15 protein-coding genes are annotated in these 18,424 nt (G+C 30.6%); 5 read left to right on the forward strand and 10 right to left on the reverse strand.

The genetic code is table 11. The annotated features are described in order from the left end of the window. Window positions 1-59 precede the first annotated feature (59 nt). Window positions 60-1,211 (reverse strand): ATP-binding protein, encoded by a 1,152-nt coding sequence (locus ACMFBB_RS17095; RefSeq protein ID WP_435261947.1) that lies wholly within the window; start codon window positions 1,209-1,211, stop codon window positions 60-62. 79 nt (window positions 1,212-1,290) lie between these two features. Between ACMFBB_RS17095 and ACMFBB_RS17100 the strand changes: the two genes are divergently transcribed. Both ACMFBB_RS17100 and ACMFBB_RS17105 read left to right on the forward strand, forming a co-directional pair. Next, window positions 1,291-2,151: a flavin reductase family protein gene (locus ACMFBB_RS17100; protein WP_435261948.1), complete on the forward strand. Its 861-nt coding sequence runs from the start codon at window positions 1,291-1,293 to the stop codon at window positions 2,149-2,151. A gap of 6 nt (window positions 2,152-2,157) precedes the next feature. Beyond that, window positions 2,158-2,523, forward strand: coding sequence for a DUF3127 domain-containing protein (locus ACMFBB_RS17105; protein WP_435261949.1), 366 nt, complete (start codon window positions 2,158-2,160; stop codon window positions 2,521-2,523). Between the two features lie 78 nt (window positions 2,524-2,601). On the opposite strand, the gene ACMFBB_RS17110 is transcribed toward ACMFBB_RS17105, so the two are convergent. From ACMFBB_RS17110 to ACMFBB_RS17130, 5 genes are all read right to left on the reverse strand, one after another. Beyond that, window positions 2,602-3,213 carry a Crp/Fnr family transcriptional regulator gene (locus tag ACMFBB_RS17110; RefSeq protein WP_435261950.1) on the reverse strand — a complete coding sequence of 204 codons (612 nt, stop codon included), beginning with the start codon at window positions 3,211-3,213 and terminating at the stop codon, window positions 2,602-2,604. A 120-nt stretch (window positions 3,214-3,333) separates the two neighbouring features. Next, the gene (locus ACMFBB_RS17115) at window positions 3,334-3,948 is read right to left on the reverse strand and encodes a Crp/Fnr family transcriptional regulator (RefSeq protein WP_435261951.1); all 615 of its coding nucleotides are present in this window, start codon (window positions 3,946-3,948) and stop codon (window positions 3,334-3,336) included. 598 nt (window positions 3,949-4,546) lie between these two features. After that, a complete protein-coding gene (locus ACMFBB_RS17120; protein WP_435261952.1) occupies window positions 4,547-4,789 on the reverse strand; it encodes a DUF1456 family protein in 243 nt (80 codons plus the stop codon). 20 nt (window positions 4,790-4,809) lie between these two features. Continuing rightward, the gene (locus ACMFBB_RS17125; protein ID WP_435261953.1) at window positions 4,810-5,436 is read right to left on the reverse strand and encodes a YqaA family protein; all 627 of its coding nucleotides are present in this window, start codon (window positions 5,434-5,436) and stop codon (window positions 4,810-4,812) included. 78 nt (window positions 5,437-5,514) lie between these two features. Next, on the reverse strand, window positions 5,515-7,071 hold the full coding sequence (locus ACMFBB_RS17130; protein WP_435261954.1) for an NAD(P)/FAD-dependent oxidoreductase: 1,557 nt from the start codon (window positions 7,069-7,071) through the stop codon (window positions 5,515-5,517). A 65-nt stretch (window positions 7,072-7,136) separates the two neighbouring features. Between ACMFBB_RS17130 and ACMFBB_RS17135 the strand changes: the two genes are divergently transcribed. Both ACMFBB_RS17135 and aat read left to right on the forward strand, forming a co-directional pair. Continuing rightward, on the forward strand, window positions 7,137-8,516 hold the full coding sequence (locus ACMFBB_RS17135; RefSeq protein ID WP_435261955.1) for a short-chain fatty acid transporter: 1,380 nt from the start codon (window positions 7,137-7,139) through the stop codon (window positions 8,514-8,516). 25 nt (window positions 8,517-8,541) lie between these two features. Then, entirely contained in the window at window positions 8,542-9,183 is a 642-nt protein-coding gene (aat, locus tag ACMFBB_RS17140; RefSeq protein WP_435261956.1) for a leucyl/phenylalanyl-tRNA--protein transferase, read from the forward strand. Window positions 9,184-9,670: 487 nt separating this feature from the next. Here aat and ACMFBB_RS17145 read toward each other — a convergent pair whose 3' ends face one another. The 4 genes from ACMFBB_RS17145 to ACMFBB_RS17160 form a co-directional block, all read right to left on the reverse strand. Continuing rightward, window positions 9,671-10,981: a DEAD/DEAH box helicase gene (locus ACMFBB_RS17145; RefSeq protein WP_435261957.1), complete on the reverse strand. Its 1,311-nt coding sequence runs from the start codon at window positions 10,979-10,981 to the stop codon at window positions 9,671-9,673. 214 nt (window positions 10,982-11,195) lie between these two features. Then, on the reverse strand, window positions 11,196-13,010 hold the full coding sequence (locus ACMFBB_RS17150) for a Xaa-Pro dipeptidyl-peptidase (protein ID WP_435261958.1): 1,815 nt from the start codon (window positions 13,008-13,010) through the stop codon (window positions 11,196-11,198). 11 nt (window positions 13,011-13,021) lie between these two features. Then, on the reverse strand, window positions 13,022-14,947 hold the full coding sequence (locus ACMFBB_RS17155) for a CocE/NonD family hydrolase (RefSeq protein ID WP_435261959.1): 1,926 nt from the start codon (window positions 14,945-14,947) through the stop codon (window positions 13,022-13,024). 80 nt (window positions 14,948-15,027) lie between these two features. Further along, the gene (locus tag ACMFBB_RS17160) at window positions 15,028-17,526 is read right to left on the reverse strand and encodes a zinc-dependent metalloprotease (protein ID WP_435261960.1); all 2,499 of its coding nucleotides are present in this window, start codon (window positions 17,524-17,526) and stop codon (window positions 15,028-15,030) included. Window positions 17,527-17,666: 140 nt separating this feature from the next. On the opposite strand from ACMFBB_RS17160, the gene ACMFBB_RS17165 reads away from it, so the two are divergent. Then, the gene (locus ACMFBB_RS17165; RefSeq protein WP_435261961.1) at window positions 17,667-18,386 is read left to right on the forward strand and encodes a DJ-1/PfpI family protein; all 720 of its coding nucleotides are present in this window, start codon (window positions 17,667-17,669) and stop codon (window positions 18,384-18,386) included. Window positions 18,387-18,424 lie beyond the last annotated feature (38 nt).

Consider the following 18,424-nt stretch of genomic DNA (forward strand, 5'->3'; position numbering starts at 1 on the left):
TAGGTTTTATCATATAAACTATTTAGGGTTTTTCAAAAGAAAAGAACATAAAGAGTAAATTAAAATTTGTTTAATAAAATTTGGAATGTTGTTCCTTTTCCTATTTCTGATTTTTGTACAAAAATTTTTCCTTTATGATAATCTTCAATTATTCTTTTAGAAAGAGACAATCCCAGTCCCCATCCACGTTTTTTAGTGGTGAATCCAGGTTTAAATATTTGTTCGAATTGTGATTTATGTATTCCTTTTCCTGAATCTGAAATTGTAATCTTAACTTTTTTTGAAGTATTTTTTATAAATAGGTCAAAAGTACCTTTACCTTGCATTGCATCAATAGCATTTTTAATAAGGTTTTCAATAACCCATCCAAATAATTCAGTATTTATTTGAGTGTTAATTATTTCTTCAGATGTATTAAAGGAAAATGAAATATGCTTAGAACTGCGAGATTCTAGGTAATTAAATACAGTTTTTGTAATAGAAACAATATTGTGTTGTTTTAGTTCAGGTAGAGAACCAATTTTAGAAAAACGATTTGCAATAATACTTAAGCGGTCTACATCTTTTTCTATTTCATTAACATACATTTGGTCAATATTTTCTGCACGTAAAATGGTAATCCACCCTAATAATGATGATAAGGGGGTGCCAATTTGATGAGCAGTTTCTTTAGCCATTCCTGTCCAAAGTTTATTTTGTTCAGCTACTTTACTAGATTTAAACCCCATATATATGATAGTTAAAAATAAACCTAGAATTAATAGTAAGGCTAGGGGGTAGTATTTTAATTTATATAATAAATCAGAATTTCTATAATATACGTATTGTTTCTTTGTGTTTTTATAACTTATTTCAATAGGATCATTTTGATCTCTCATGATTTGAAGTTGTTTTTGTAGATATTTAGGATTCAGTGATTTTAAACTATCTAAATTATGGTGAAGACTAATACTGCCATCTTCGTTTAGAAGTATAGAAGGGATGCTTTTAGTATTTTCAATAACTTGGCCTTCAACATTAAATTCATCGTCTAAGTTTGGATTGTTGCCAAATTCTTTCATAGCACTGGCAAAAAGTTTCATTTTAGCACGCTCTTCTTCTTTAAATTTTTGAAAGAATATATAAGTATTCCATAAAATTAAGGAAACAATTACAATAGAAATTATAACAACAATACGTTTTAACCAAAAGGTATTTTGAAAAAGACTCATATATCAAATATAAACTATTCTTTACTATAACAAGATATATAAATCTGTAGTATATTTACACTTAAAAATAAATTAAATAATGTTGACCATAAATCCTAAAGATATACCAACAGCTAAACTTCATGGTTATTTATTAGGAGCCATTGCTCCTAGACCAATAGCCTTTGCAAGTACAATAGATGAAGATGGAAATCCAAATTTATCACCATTTAGTTTTTTTAATGTTTTTGGAGCAAATCCTCCAATTATGATTTTCTCACCCGCTAGAAGTGTAAGAGCAAATAAAACTAAGCACACATTAGATAATGCAGAGGCTACCAAGGAAGTAGTTATTAATATTGTAAATTATGATATTGTTCAGCAAATGTCTTTGAGTAGTACCATGTATCCTAAAGGTGTTAATGAGTTTGAAAAATCAGGACTAACAATGTTGCCTTCAGACGAGGTAAAGCCGTTTAGAGTTGCAGAATCTCCTGTACAGTTTGAGTGTAAAGTAAAAGATATAATTTATACTGGAAGTGAAGGAGGGGCAGGTAATTTAATAGTTTGTGAAGTTGTTAAATTACATATTCAAGAAAATGTCTTAGATGAAAATGGAGGTATTGATCAGCATAAAATTGATTTAGTGGCTAGAGCCGGTGGTAATTACTATACAAGAGCCAAAGACGGTTTCTTTGAAATACCAAAACCAATAGCAACATTAGGAATTGGAGTTGATAAAATACCTGATGAAATAAGAAATAGTACAGTGTTAACTGGAAATAATTTAGGGATGCTAGGTAATGTAGAACAGTTACCAACAATGGAGGATGTTAATAACTTTGCTAAAGAACATCCACAATTAGTAGGGGTATCTGAAGAAAAAAAACATATTTTTGCACAAGAGTATTTAGATAATAATGAAGCAGAGAGTGCTTGGAAAGTACTTTTAATTAAATAAACAGTAATGGAAGTAATTGGTAAAATTAAATTAATTAACGAAACGCAAACCTTTGGAAGTAATGGTTTTAGAAAGCGTGATATGGTAGTCACTACTGATGAGCAGTATCCACAAATGATTTTGATTGAGTTTATTCAAGATAAATGCGATTTGTTAAACAGCTATCAAGTTGGACAAGATGTTAAGGTATCTATTAATTTAAGAGGTAGAGAGTGGATTAACCCACAAGGAGAAGCAAAATATTTCAATTCTGTTCAAGGATGGAGAATTGAAAATTTAGCACAAGCTGCACCGCAAAATGTACCTCCAGCTGATCAGTTTGCTCCAGCACCAGATTTATCCGATAACGAACCAGACGATTTACCTTTTTAAAAAAAAGCTATTTCTAACAATATAAAGACCTATGAACATATGTTCATAGGTCTTTATATTGTTAGAAACCTTTGTTATTTATTCTTCTAACAAGATTATTGATCTAGTTTTACGAATAATTTTGTTGTTAATTTCTAAAGTTTTTAACCCTCTTGAAATAGCTTCTCTTGAAAAGTTTAAGTCTTCAGATATTTCTAATAAAGGAATTTTAATTTCGTTTTTACAGTATAATTTTGATTTAGTTTTTAAATAGTTTAATAAATTACTTTCTAATGAATGGTTACTGATTTCTTCCATTTTATTTATAATTGATAAATAATGGTATTGAAACGAGCTAACCATAAAATCACCGAGTTCTGTATGGGTATTTGTCCACTCTAAAAACAAGCCATTGGGAACTCTTACAATAATAGTGTTTTCTAAAACAATACTGCATATTTCATCAGTAGGAACGTTTGGAGAATTTGTATAATTCATAATTTGTGAATTATTACTTTCTATATAATATAAGAGTGTTCTTTTATTGCGAATGTTTATAGATATTTTGACGATGCCTGATAATAAAATACAAACTCCGTTATTAAATTTATAACAGTTTTGTAATAAGTCTCCTTTTTTATAATGTAGTATTTCTCCATGATTTTCAAATAGATTAATTACCTCTTTTGTGAATGGTAAATTTTTGAGCATATATTTAGTTTGGTTATTTCTGTTTGCTTTTAAAATTTAATTAATGATAAAAAGGTAGTAGGTTTTGTAAGCTTTAAATAAAGCTCTGTTTTATGTGTAGTAAGTTTTTATGCAGTTGGGTTAAATAATTAATTGAATAGATCTAGGTTTTCCAATAATTCTATGTTGATTTTCTAAGCGTTTAATAGCTCTAGATATAGAGGAAAGAGGGACTTTTAAATCTAAAGATATTTCTGATCTTGAAATACGAATTTCTTTTTTTTTATATATTCTAGATTTATTTTCAAGGTAGTGAAATAGTCTGTTTTCTAAGGTTTTGTTTAATAGTTCTTTAACTCTTGAAAACATAGTGCTAATGTTATGTTCGCTAGAGTTAATAACGGCTTTTTTAAAAGACAAACATTCAGTTTGCCATTTTGCTAACTTTTCATTTGGAATCCAGAGCAATGTACTTTCTTCAATCGCAGTTATAGATATTGGAGAACCAAATGTTTTTGTCATATTCATTAATGCAATAAAAGGGTTTTTTTTGGGGCAAATGTGATACAGTAGCAAGGAGTTGTTATCTTGGTCTAAATGGGCTTTTAAAATTCCTTTTATAACAATAGCTGAACTGTTAATAGGAACGTCTTTTAATAATATTAGATCACCAGGGTCATATTTTTTTCTGACAGCTTGGTATTGAATTAATTTATCATCTAATTTTTTACAGTTTAATAGGGACTCTAAAATCATTATAAATTTTTTAAAAATTAATTATTATGTATTTATGATTTTACTGAGTAGTAAAATATAAAGTTCGCTTACATTTTTAAACAACTTAAAAAGAGAACCCCCTATTTAATCTTAATAAAAAGAACTTATAGTGTATAAGTATTTTTTATGGTATGTTACGTTCTATAGCATTTATAGTAGGTGCGACTAATTTGTTATAAATGAATACGATGCATTATTATTGTTGCTTTTTATGTAATCAAAAAAATAATTGATTTTAAAATTTTTTATTCCAATATAAAGATTTAAATATTTTTTTTTGGGGTAATGAGTTATTCAGAGATTATTAAAAAGTTTAGTTGTATCAATTTTAGTAAACTATTAACTTTGTTAAAAAAATTAAGAAAATAATGACAAAAATGTAATTATTTGTTAATGAATTAAACAGAATTTATGAAAATTACATTTTTTTTAACGAGAAACTGTTTTTAAAATAAAAAAACATGATTACCTTTGTAGTATCATCACTCAGTTACTAATCTGAGAGAGGAATTTTAAGGGGAAAACAAGCCTTCTAGAATATTCTAGAAGGTTTTATTTTTATAAAAAAGTGATTTATTTATTTCTTTTTTGGAGGCATTGGACCTCTTAAATGTATAATAAGACCATTTAAAAAATTTCGTAATATTTGATCGCCACACTCCATATATTTAGGGTGGTCTTCACTTCTAAAAAAGGCACCAAGTTCTCCTTTTGAAACCTTAAAGTCAACTAAAGCACAAATTTCAATGATATCGGTATCACGTAATTTATGTGCTACACGTAATTTTTTAAAAACGTCATTGTTAGATAATCCACCCATAAAGTATTTATATTTTTTTATTAGTTAACCATGCTAAAAATAGCCCAAGCATATATTGCAAAACGTAAAAAACGAAATAACCCAACAAGTACTACATTTTTAAAAGGGTATTTAATCATACCAGCAGTTAAACAACTAATAGCAAAAGGCAAAGGTAATAAGGCTCCAACTAAAATTAAGAACCCGCCCCACTTACTAGTATTTTTTAAGTTTTTAGCCATTTTTACTTCTAAATAATTTCTTACGGAATTAATTTTTAAAGAAGCTCTTCCTATAAAGTAAGCAGCCAATCCACCAGAATAAGACAATGCTGCTAAAATAGAAAGATTTAAAACAGGATTTGCCGTTTTCTTAGACCAAGCAATAAAAATTTCTGGAGGAATTAATCCTAAAATTGTCTCAGAGATAAAAAAAGTAATTAGTACTCCAACTCTTGAAAAGGTTTCAGTCATGGTTTGTAAACCATCATTAATATTATAAACATATTTATTAAATAATACCAAAGCAATAACAACACCAACTATGGGGAAAAAAGCCTTTTTTAAGCTCTCCCATATAAACATATAAAAACCAGTACGATTATAATAATTATGTAATCGCTTATAATGTGGTTTATCTATTTTCTTTTTATTTTTTTTTTTGCTCATGATGTAAACAACGAACTCAGTTTTTATAAGTTGCAAAAGTACAAGGTAATTACAGATAAATCAAAGAAATCTTGTTAATTATAAACGGGCTATTGCTGCTTCGGCACAACGCTCTCCATCCATGGCTGCAGAAATAATACCACCAGCATATCCACCACCTTCACCACAAGGAAATAACCCTTCAATTTCTGGGTGTTCTAAGTTTTCTTTTCGAGGAATGTTAACAGGAGATGAGGTACGTGATTCAACCCCAATGATATTTGCTTCAGCTGTATAGTATCCATGCATTTTTTTACCAAAACCTGCAAAACCTTTGCGTAATTTTCCTCCAATTAACTTTGGAAGAAGTGAATGCATAGGAGATGATTTTATTCCTGGTTGATATGAAGTTTCGTTTAAAGAGGATGATAATCTGCCCTCTACAAAATCTGTTAATCGTTGTGCTGGTGCAACTTGGCTTCTACCACCAGCGTTAAAAGCTAATTTTTCTAAATCTTTTTGATATTGAAGCCCTTTTAAAACCCCATGCTTTTCATATTTTGGTAAATCTTTGTCTATGTTTATTTCAACAACAATTCCAGAATTGGCAAATTTATTATTTCTACGAGAAGGAGACATTCCGTTTACAACTACTTCTCCATTAGAAGTTGCAGCAGGAACTATAAATCCACCAGGGCACATGCAAAAGGAATAGACACCACGATTACCAACCTGATGAACTAAACTATATGCCGCAGCTGGCAATAATTCATCTCTTTGGCCTGTACAGCTATACTGAATTTGATCGATTATTTCTTGTGGGTGTTCTACACGAACCCCCATAGCAAAAGATTTTGCTTTTAGTAAAATATTTTTTTTATGAAGTAATTCGTAAATGTCTCTCGCAGAGTGACCAGTGGCTAGAATTACAGAGTTTACAGTCATTTCAGTACCATTTTGTAACTGTATAGCTCGTAGTTTATTGCTTTTAATTACAAAATCGGTAATACGAGATTCAAAATGAATTTCACCACCGTATTTTATAATATTTTCACGAATATTTTGAATTATTTTAGGTAGCTTATTCGTTCCAATATGTGGATGTGCGTCTATTAAAATTTGTTCAGTAGCTCCGTGATAAACTAAGTTTTCAAAAATTCGGCGTACGTCACCGCGTTTCAAGCTACGAGTATATAGTTTTCCATCAGAATAAGTACCAGCCCCACCTTCACCGAAACAATAATTAGAATCTTCATTAACTTCATGGAATTGATTAATAGCACGTAAATCTCTACGACGATCTTGCACATTTTTACCACGTTCCAAAACAATAGGTTTATATCCTAACTCAATACAACGTAACGCTGCATACATCCCTGCAGGTCCAAATCCGATAATATGAACTTCTTTTGCATTAGAAACATCTTTGTATTCAAAAATATAATCAGGAGTGTCAGGAATAGGCTCATTGATATATACAGCAACTTTATAATTGAAAATAGTTTCTTTTTTACGTGCATCAATAGATTTACGTAACACCTTTATAGCTGTAATATCTGTAATAGGTATTCTTAATTTTCTAGAAGCTTTCTTTTTTAGAATATCTTCCTTTCTTTCTTCTATTAAATTAACACGTAGCTGTAGTTCTTTTACCATGCTGCAAAGCTAGTTAATTTTTGATTTACACTATTTGTTTATTTTAGCAAAACAAACTTAGTTTTATGAAAATTACTCAGGTTATTGAAAATTTGTTTAAAAAGTATTTGCCATCTCCATTTACAATTGCAATTTTATTAACGTTAACAACTATATTTTTAGCATTAATATTCACAAAACCAATTAACACATCTGCCTTTGAATATTCGTTAAATATAATGAGTTTTTGGGAAAAAGGTATTTGGACTAACGGTTTATTAGTTTTTGCATACCAAATGATGTTAATTTTAGTGTTAGGTCATGTGTTGGTTTTAAGTACACCAGTAAGCAACTTAATTTTAAAAGTAACAAAATACTGTACCAATACTGCTACTAGTGCGGCAATAGTAAGTTGTTCTACAATGTTCATAGCCTTTTTTAATTGGGGTTTAGGATTAATTTTTGGAGCTTTATTAGCTCGGAAAGTAGCAGAGCATGCTCAAAAAAACAATTTTAAGTTAAATTACCCAATTATTGGAGCTGCAGGCTATGTTGGTTTAATGGTTTGGCATGGAGGTATTTCTGGATCTGCACCCATAAAGATAAATGAGAGTGGACATATAAAAAGTATCATGGAGTCTATTTCTTCAGAAGAAATATTAGTACAAATACCTAATCTTATAGATTATTCACAAACAGTTTTTAGTTGGTGGAATATACTCATTTCTCTTATGGTTATAACAGCAGTTACTACAACTTTTTATTTTTTAGGAAAAAGAGTAACCCCTACCATAATAAATCTACCGGAGTATACAATGGGTAAAGAAGATAAGGTAAATACGCAAGCAGAAAAATTAGATAGTTCATCGTTATTAGCTTATTTTTTTGGAATACTAATTTTAATTGCTTTTGCATATCGTTATTTTGAAGACATTAAAAGTTTGAAAATTACACCTAATCTAATCAATTTTTTTATGCTAGGTTTAGGGATATTATTACATGGAAGCTTTAAAAAATTCACTAATGCAGTATCTGAATCAATAAGTGATGTGTCTGGTATTCTGATTCAGTTTCCTCTTTATTTTGGTATTATGGGAATAATGAAAAGTACAGGAATGGTTACTTTAATTTCTGATTTCTTTGTGTCAATATCTACAGCTACTACTTTGCCTATTTTTACGTTTTTTAGCGCCGGATTAGTCAATGTTTTTGTGCCAAGTGGAGGAGGTCAATGGGTTGTGCAAGGACCTATAGTAGTGGAGAGTGCATTGAAATTAGGGGTACCATTACCAAAAGCTATTATGGCATTAGCGTATGGAGATCAAATAACCAATATGTTACAACCTTTTTGGGCATTACCTCTATTAGGAATAACAAAGTTAAAAGCTAAAGAAATTTTGCCCTATACATTAATAGCTATGGTCGTAGGAAGTTTAGTGTATTTAACAGGTTTAGTTGTATTTTAGCGGTGAAATTTAAGATGTTTAAATAATGATTTGGATTGGTGAAGAAATAAGTTTTCCTCCGTATGAAGTAGCAAATGAAGATGGTGTATTAGCTTTTGGGGGTGATTTATCAGTTGAACGATTAATATACGCTTATAAAAAAGGAATCTTTCCTTGGTTTAATGAAGGTGAACCTATTGTTTGGTATGCTCCAAAAGAAAGAATGGTACTATTTCCAGAGGACGTAAAAGTTTCTAAATCAATGAAACAAATTCTTCGCAAAAAAGACTTTATAATTACTGAGAATAAAGTATTTGCTGAGGTGGTATTTAATTGTAAGTATATTAGTCGACATGATCAATATGGAACTTGGATTACTGATGATATGGAAAGAGCTTACATTGAGTTACATAAGAAAGGGTATGCAAAATCTATCGAAGTATGGCATTTTGATGCTTCTCAAAATAAAAATAAGCTAGTTGGAGGTTTATATGGTGTAGACTTAGGAAACGGTGTTTTCTGTGGAGAAAGTATGTTTAGTAAAGCAAGCAACATGAGTAAAGTGGCTTTTATTCATTTAGCAAAAAATTTAGGATACAAATTAATTGACTGTCAAGTTTACAACGAACATTTAGCTAGCTTAGGTGCTCGGGAAATAGATAGAGAAGATTTCTTGAAATATTTGTAGATTATATTTTTATTTTCTTTCGTATATCTTAATTATGGAAAACATAAATTCTACCATTAAAATCATATTTTAAATTAGAAGGAATTGAATTGCCAGTATTCAATTCTCCACCAACTAAGATTTTTATTTATTTTTCAATTTCAAAAGATATTTCAATAAAAGAAGGTATAAACTCTACTTCATCCATATCAAATATTTTAAAATCTAGAATAGATGAATTTAAAATATAAATCCATCTATTGTTAGCTTCCTATAATTTAATCCTGTCTAAAGTTAAAAAAATGTGAGTTTTTTAGATATAAACTTTTTCCAAATTCAAAAATGATGATCCTTTCATGTTAAATCTGAGTAAAATAGGGGGCACCCTTATGTATTTTTGCCACACTGTAAATAATTTTCTGAAACTTTTAGGTAACACGTTTTGTTACCTTTATGAAAACGGAGTTTAATATGGAATTAAACACAAAGGTGTTAATAACTAAAATAATTACTCTTTTTTGGTAGAATTATTTTTTTTTCTGTTTCTATTACGATTTCGGTTTCGGTTCTTGTTTCTTGAAGAGTTAGGGCGATTTTCGTTTTCATCTCTACGAGGCTTAGTTTTGTGTTTTGACCGTTGTTTTGATGGTTTTTTAACATGCATTTCTTCAATATGATCATCTTCTTCCATAAAAGGATGTTCACCAAGTCTTGGAACCTTTTGTTTTATCAGTTTTTCTATATCCTTTAAGTAAGGACGTTCTTCTGTCATACAAAAAGATAATGAAACACCACTAGCGTTTGCTCTACCAGTTCTACCAATTCGATGTACATATGTTTCAGGTACATTGGGTAAATCGTAATTAATTACTAATGACAAATCATCAACATCAATACCACGAGCAGCAATATCTGTAGCTATTAAAACCTTTAAAGAACCATCTTTAAATGCTTTTAAAGCTTTTTGACGTGCCATTTGTGATTTGTTACCATGAATAGCAGCTGATTTAATTCCTGCTTGACCAAGTTTAGTAACAACTTTATTAGCGCCATGCTTGGTTCTAGAAAATACTAAAACTGATTCGCTTGGTTTTTCATTTAACAAATGAATTAGTAATTTAGGCTTGTTTTTTTTGCTAACAAAATAAACACCTTGTTCAACTTTCTCAGCGGTAGCCTGTTGAGGTTTAATAGTAACGCGTTCAAATTTACCAAGCATTTTTTTTGACAATTCAGCAATAGTTTGTGGCATGGTAGCTGAAAAGAAAAGAGATTGTCGCTTAGGAGGTAATTTGGCAATAATTTTTTTTATGTCATGAATAAAACCCATGTCAAGCATTTGATCCGCTTCATCTAAAACAACATGCTTAAGATCACGAAATGTAATATGTCCAAGATCCATTAAATCTAATAAACGACCTGGAGTAGCAATTAAAATATCAACACCACTACGTAAAGTTTTTATTTGTTGAGCAGGTTTTACACCTCCAAAAATAACAGTATTTCTAAGGTTTGTAAACTCACTATACGCAGTAAAACTTTCTCCTATTTGTATTGCTAGCTCTCTTGTAGGAGCTACTACTAAGGCTTTTATTTTTCTTTTTCCTTGAAGTTTGTGTGAGTATTGAGAGAGCGTATTTATTATTGGTATTCCAAAGGCAGCTGTTTTTCCGGTACCAGTTTGGGCTACACCAAGTAAATCCGTGCCTTTTAATAAAATCGGTATTGCTTGTTGTTGTATGGGAGTTGGGGTTGTATAGCCTTGTTTTTCAAGAGCTTTTAATAATGGAGCTTCTAGTCCTAATTGTTTAAATGTCATATAGTATTATAATACTGCAAAAGTACACTTATATTTTGTAAGAAAGCTATTAAGTAGTAAATACTAAGATCTGAGCTATTTTTTACACGAAAAGAGGACAAGTTTAAAATAACTCAGATCTTGAGTTTAGAAGATAATTTAATTGAAATACAGTTAAAATAAAAACTCGTAATTTGTTAGATTACGAGTTTTGGAATAGCTAGGAATACATTTATTAATAGCTCTTTTTAACGTTTTTTGTACCACCAATAATTGGTAATGTTAGTTTTGTTTCTTTTAAATCTAGGGTTAGCTCTGTGCCAGGTTTAGGTAGCAGAGTAAACTGACTATCGCTAGAAAAAATCATTAACCCGATTTGTTGCCCACTTTTTATAATTTGATCATCAGGCTGTAAATCAAAAGTCATTTCATAAAACTTCCCAGGTTTTAAAGGTTTACTTTTTCTTAATGATTTATAGTTTTGTAAATCTGCCCAACCACGTGTAATAATATTATCGGTTATTTTAGCCTTTTTAGAATCATTCCAAGGCAATGAAACTAACCATATAGATAAATTTGCGGCAGGTTTACTACTGGCAATTTTTACTGTAATACTTGGAACTCCTGAAATATGGATGTCTTCTTTTAAAATAGGGGTCACATACAATAATCTATTTTTAGATTCAGATGCTTTTGCTAAATCTTTTCCTGAAAAATTATAATCATCAACAAGGGTTTCTATGGTGTTTTTAGCTTCTTCTTTTAGTTTGAGTTTTCCAGTTTTTAAACCGTTTTCTCCTAAGTAGAAAATAACATCTTTAGCTTTAGGATTAGGATATTCTTCATAAGCGGTAGGTTCATTTCTATTATCATTTTCTCTAACAATCCATGCTTTAGCATCATTTTCAACATTATTTTTTATCCCATGTAAATAACGAGTAAACCACCTGTTCATCATTTTAATAGGAGGTGGGCCTCCATGGCCATTTTGATGGTAAAAAATCTGAGAAGGAATTCCCATTTCTTTTGCTTTTTTATAAATCCTGTAACTATGTTCAGGCATTACGTTCCAATCATTAAAACCATGCGACATTAATAGAGCCGCTTTCATAGGCTTCATGTCATTTAAATAATCACGGCTTGCCCAAAAATCATTGTAATCTCCAGTAACCCTATCCATGTTATTTAACATTTCAGTATCCCTAACTGTTTTATTGTTGTATGGTCTCTTAGCTTCATCTCCACTATGAATAAAATCATATAAAACATCAATATCTTCTCCTAAATAACCTCCAGGAGAGCGAACTAAACCATTAGATCTGTAATAGTGATAGTATGAAGTGTTAGGTGCAATAGGTATAATTGCTTCTAAACCTTTAACGCCAGTTGTTGCTGCTGCTAAAGGGATTGTTCCGTTGTAAGAAGTCCCTGTCATACCTACTTTTCCTGTAGACCAAAAAGCAGTAACAGTTTCATCACCGTAAGGAGTTGTATACCCTTTGATTCGTCCACATAACCAATCTATAACAGCTTTTGGTGCAAGAGATTCATTGTCACCTCCAAGAGTAGGAGCGCCTTGAGACAAACCTGTTCCTGGAGACGATGAATGAACAACAATATATCCTCTAGGTACCCATTTTCGAATATGAGAATTAGAAATAATTGGTCTTTTTCCTGTTCTAACTACTTCTGGGTGTACAGGTCTTTCTGTTTTTTCTCCAAGTTCATGTTTCACATTCCAAAAAGCACCATCAACTTCTGGCGCTACTCCTGCGAAATAAGGGCTAGAAACATAAATTACTGGGAGTTTTAATCCTTGTTTTTCTGTTTGATGAGGCCTCGTTACAGAGACATGCATTCTGTCTAATTTTCCATCTCCATCAGTATCAAACTCTGTTTCTACCCATAGGTCATGTCGCAACCATTTATCAGGAGAGTTAAAAGCTTTAACAACTTGAGCTTCGCCATTTTTGAATATTGGTTTTGCTTTTTCTTGAGCATTGATATTTATAGTAAATGCTATAATTAATATTAAAACTAGTTTTTTCATTTTTATCGCTATTATTTTAGAACAGAAAATTCTATGCTAGAATCTGTAAAAACAGTATGTGTTTGTGTTTTAAAATCTTTTTTATCTGCTTTATAAATATTCTCTACGTAGGTTTGAGGATTTAAATCAATTAAAGGAAACCAAGTACTTTGCACTTGAATTTGTAGTTTATGGCCTTTTTTAAACGTATGAAAAACATCTTGTAATTTAATATTTACTGCAGTTTTTTTATTGGGTGTAAAAGGCTCAGGCTTAGAAAAACTGTTTCTAAAACGACCACGCATAATTTCACTACGCACCATAAGGTGATAGTTACTTAATTTTAAATGTGTTTGCATATCCTTGTTATCATTCTTTAAATCAGAAGGATGAACATCTATAACCTTTACAATCCAATCGGCAGCTGTTCCTGTAGTGGCAACATTTAATTTGGCTAATATATCACCAGAAAGCGTAAAGTCTTCGCTTAAAACATTAGTTTCAAATACTAAAACATCTGGTCTTCTAGCAGCAAATCTTTGATCATCAGTCATGTATTTACGAGGAGTAAAAACAGTCTTTATATCTTCAGAATAAGGAACAGGTCGTTTAATGTCACTAATAAAATTGATTTTAGAATTTCCTTTTTTAGAAGTTGTTAATTCTTGATTTTCTGATAAGTAAAAAGTTTCTTTGTGTGCATTTTTGGGAGGCCAAACATCGTATGATTTCCATGTTTTTTTTCCTGTATCAAATACGTAAGCTTCTGGTAATCCTGAGTTTTTTGAACCATCACCTTTTAAGAAATGATTAAAAAACTTTGTTTCTACATCTTTTTGGAATTTTAATGAAATTGAATCGCCGAAATAATAGTTACCTACTTTATTAGGTACTTTGTTTCTTGACCATCCTCCATGATCCCATGGACCAAAAACAAGTGTGTTGTAATTATTTGGTTGATTTTTTTCTATGTTTTTGTAGGTTTCTAAAGGGCCATATAAATCTTCAGCATCAAACCAGCCTCCAACAGTCATAGTTGCTACAGTTGATGGAACTTTATTTAAGTGTTGAATAATTCCCTTGCTTTGCCATACAGAATCATAATTAGGATGTTCTACAATTTCCTTCCAGAAAAAATCATCAATACGATTTTTGTTCTTAGTTGCTTTAACATCTAATTGTTCATATTGAAAATATTCGTTTAAATTTTTTAAAGGACCTTTGTCTAAGAAAAATTGATATTGATCTTGAGTTTTCATGTTAGGAAACGAGTACCAAGCAGAATCCGTTGGTTGATCTTTATAGGTACCGAATAAAGGAATGACCTTAAAATAACTCAATAAAAAGGCACCGTTGTGATGAAAATCATCAAAAAAGAAATCACCGATACAAGCTTGTGGTGAAGCAGCTTTTAAAGCAGGATGGGCATTAATAGTTGAAACTGTTGAGTAGTGACCAGGGTAAGAGATTCCCCAAGTACCTACTTTTCCATTATTGTTCTCTACGTTTTTTACTAACCAATCAATTGTGTCGTAAGTATCTGTAGTTTCATCTGTTTGTTTATCACTTTTATTAGGGATAAAAGCACGCATATTATCATATACACCTTCACTCATCCATCGTCCACGAACATCTTGGTAAACAATAATATTTCCCTCTTTCATTAAGTTTAAGTTTGGCCCAATTTGGGGTCTAAACTTATCTTTGCCATAAGGTCTACAACTATATGGGGTTCGTTGAAACAGAATCGGATATTTTTGAGTTGTATTTTTTGGTGAGTAAATAGTGGTATGTAGTTTTACACCATCTCTCATCGTAATTTTTACTTCTTTTTTAGTGTAGTTATCTTCAACATACGTATCTTCTTTAGGCTTTTCAATAATTTCTTTGTCTGTTGTTTTTTTACACCCTATAGTAATAAAAAGTACCAGTAGTAATAATTTAAAGATTGTTTTCATAGTAGGTTAGTTGTTGTTTGTTAGGTAAATATATAAAAATAACAGCAACCTTTCGATCGCTGTTATTTTGTGTAATATTTTTATTTTTTAGTATTTAAAATAGTCTCAATTCTAGCTGCTATATCTTGCAGATGATAACGAGTTATTGTGTTTTTTGCAGCGGGAATACTTCTTTTTACATCACGCTTTAAGCGCTTCAATTCTCCTCTTACTACTGCTTTAATATCAGATAGGTTAATAGTAACAGCAGTTTGTTTAAAGTAACCTCCACTTCTTCTTGGACTTCTTTGATCTTTAGCTTTATTTAATAAGAAATTTAAACGGTCAATATGTGCTCTTTGTAGGTTTCTTCTATAAGTATCTATTGATTTATTAGTATATAATTCACTCCAGATACCTTTTCTAAGATCGCCCATCATATTTACGATAGTATAGGCTTTATTTTCATTTAAAACTTCATTTTCTATTAAACGAGTCAGTCTTCCAGCTTTTAAGATTCTATTTAACGTTCTTGTTTGTAAACTACTTATACGTTCTACCGAACCAGAATATTGCGTTTTTGAAATTATATTCTTGTTAATTATCCAGTTTGGTGTTTTAAACAACTTATCATTAATAAACTTTAAAGCTTTCTTTTGATGACTTTTTGGAACATGAATATAAACTGCTCCTGTTTGATCTGAAGTTTTAAAGTATTCATAAACACCTCCAATATTTGAACTTACATGCCCCATGTATCTATTAAATTGACCTATTAATTGGCCATACATTGTTTTCAATTCGTTGTAATCTTTTCCATCTTCAGTAGTCCATTCTTCTAATCTAGGTAAAATTCGTTGAAGGTTTTTAATACCATAAGCACTTGCCTTAATTGCATCATCACCTAAATCTTCAGTTTGTGAACTAGGGTCAATAACGTTACCAGCTTGTTGATGTCCAAATCTGTATATAGGATCATTAGCTTTTTCAATAATCCACTTATTAAGAGTAGCTTTTTCGTTTTTTGCAGAAGTGTTTAAAATAGGTCTATACCCCCAGTTAATAGCATATTTATCATAAGGTCCAATATTTGGCATCAAAGCTACGCCTTTATCTTCTGGCTGTGCCACGTAGTTAAAACGAGCATAGTCCATAATAGAAGGAGCTGTACCATATTTTCTTGTAAAATTAGCAGAGCGTAAAGAGTCAACAGGGTACGCAACTGAACTTCCCATGTTATGAGGAAGTCCCATAGTATGTCCAACTTCATGAGAAGAAACAAAACGAATTAATCGTCCCATAATTTCATCTTTAAATTTGTTACTTCTCGCCTCAGGATTAATAGCTGCAGTTTGAATAAAGTACCAGTTATGTAATAAACTCATTACATTGTGGTACCAATTTATGTCAGATTCTAAAATTTCACCAGAACGAGGGTCGCTAACATGCGGACCATTAGCATTTGGAATTGGTGAAGCTAAATAACGAACTACTGAATAGCGAACATCTTCAGGGCTCCAGTCAGGATCTTCTTCCTTTGAAGGAGGGTCTTTTGCTATAATTGCATTTTTAAATCCTGCTGCTTCAAAAGCAACCTGCCAGTCTTCGATTCCTTGTTTGATATATTTACGCCATTTTTTTGGGGTGGCTCTGTCAATATAGTATACAATTTGTTTTTTAGGTTCTACTAATTCACCTCTTTTAAATTTTTGTAAATCTTCGGCTTTAACTTCTAAACGCCATCTATCTAAATAAGTTACAGATTTACTTTTTTGAGTGTCCAGCCCATAGTCAGTCTGAGAACTAGTAAACCACCCTACACGTTCGTCAAAATAACGGCGCTTCATAGGGGTTTTAGGTAATAAAATCATCGAATTACTTAATTCTAAAGAAACAGCGCCTACACTTGCATTTGACGGAGGCTTATTTGAAACATATGTTTTTACATGACGAACCTCGATATTTTTTGGATAACTACTTATGCGCTCTATGTACGAACGGTTTTTATCCATTTTTGAAATTTTATAAGCTTTTCTTCTAAATTGAGGAAGCCCTATGGCTTTTACATCACTTGAAAATAAAGATGTAGCATCAACTACTGTTGAAGTAGAGTCTTTACTATATGCTTTAATTGGAAAAGCATATAAAATAGGTTCGAAATTAGAATTAACCACAGCTTCGTGGATTGGTAAAATAGAATCGGCAACTACATTATGAGATACTACTTTTAGTAATATTTTTTTATGTTTTTTAACCCATCGTAATACTTGAGTATTTTGTTTTCCTCCACCAAAACCAATACCATTTGCTGTTTTGGCTATTCGTGTAACCATTAACATTTCACGGTTTAATAAAGAATCAGGAATTTCAAACAAATATGAATTGTCTTTAGAATGGACTTTAAATAGACCGTTGTCGGTTTTGTGTTTTTTTGTAACTACTTTATTGTAAGGTTGTATACCTTTTTTTGTTGAGTTTTTTTTGGGAATAGTCGTTGCTTTTTTATCATTTTTTTTCTTCTTTCTTTGAGCTTCAGTGTGTAAAGTTATTCCTAAAGAAAAAAATACAAATAAAATAGCAGAGAGTATTTTTTTTGTCATTGTGTATGTTTTGAAAAAATTGGTTCGAAGTTAAGGAAAAGCTATTTATAGATTCTTAATTAAATGTTAAAGAGAATTATAAATAGATACAAATAATTGCTATAAAAAATTGTAATTTTAAAGCTCAAAAAACACAAAAAATGAAGTATAACTTTTATTTGTTACTGATAGTATTATTGGTGAGTTGTAATCCTGTTAAAAAAGAAGTTGTTAAAAAAGAGTTTCCTAAGTTAGAAAATAATAGATATAATGTTGCTTTTTTAATTATGGACGGTACCTATAATACAGAGTTAACAGCACCGTTTGATATTTTTCAGCATACTGTTTTTAGACAAGGAATTAAAGCAATGAATGTTTTTACAGTAGCTGATACTGATGAGTTTGTAACTTCTTTTGAAGGAATAAAAATTATACCTGATTTTAATTATTTAGAAGATCATTTACCTAAAATAGATATTTTAGTTGTGCCAAGTGCTGAACATCATTTAGATACTGATTTAGAAAACGAAAATTTAATAAACTTTGTCAAAAAAGTGGCTATAGATGCTCAATACATAACATCACATTGTGATGGTGCTTTTATACTAGCAAAGGCAGGTCTTTTAAACGGAAAGGTTTCAACTACTTTTCCTTCAGATATTGATAAAATGAGAGTAATGTTTCCTGATTTAGATATAAGAAAAGAAGTATTATTTGTTCATGATGGTAAATATATAACTTCAGCAGGAGGTGCAAAATCATTCGAAGCAGCCTTATATTTATGTGAATATTTATACGGGAAAGAAATAGCAAAAAAGTTAGCTGAAGGATTAGTAATTGATTGGAATATTGATAAAGTACCACATTTAAAAGTGAAATAAATTAATGGCTGAAAACTAAAATTGAAGTATTTTTAGTT

Source organism: Tenacibaculum sp. nBUS_03 (assembly GCF_051201695.1).
GTDB lineage: Bacteria > Bacteroidota > Bacteroidia > Flavobacteriales > Flavobacteriaceae > Polaribacter.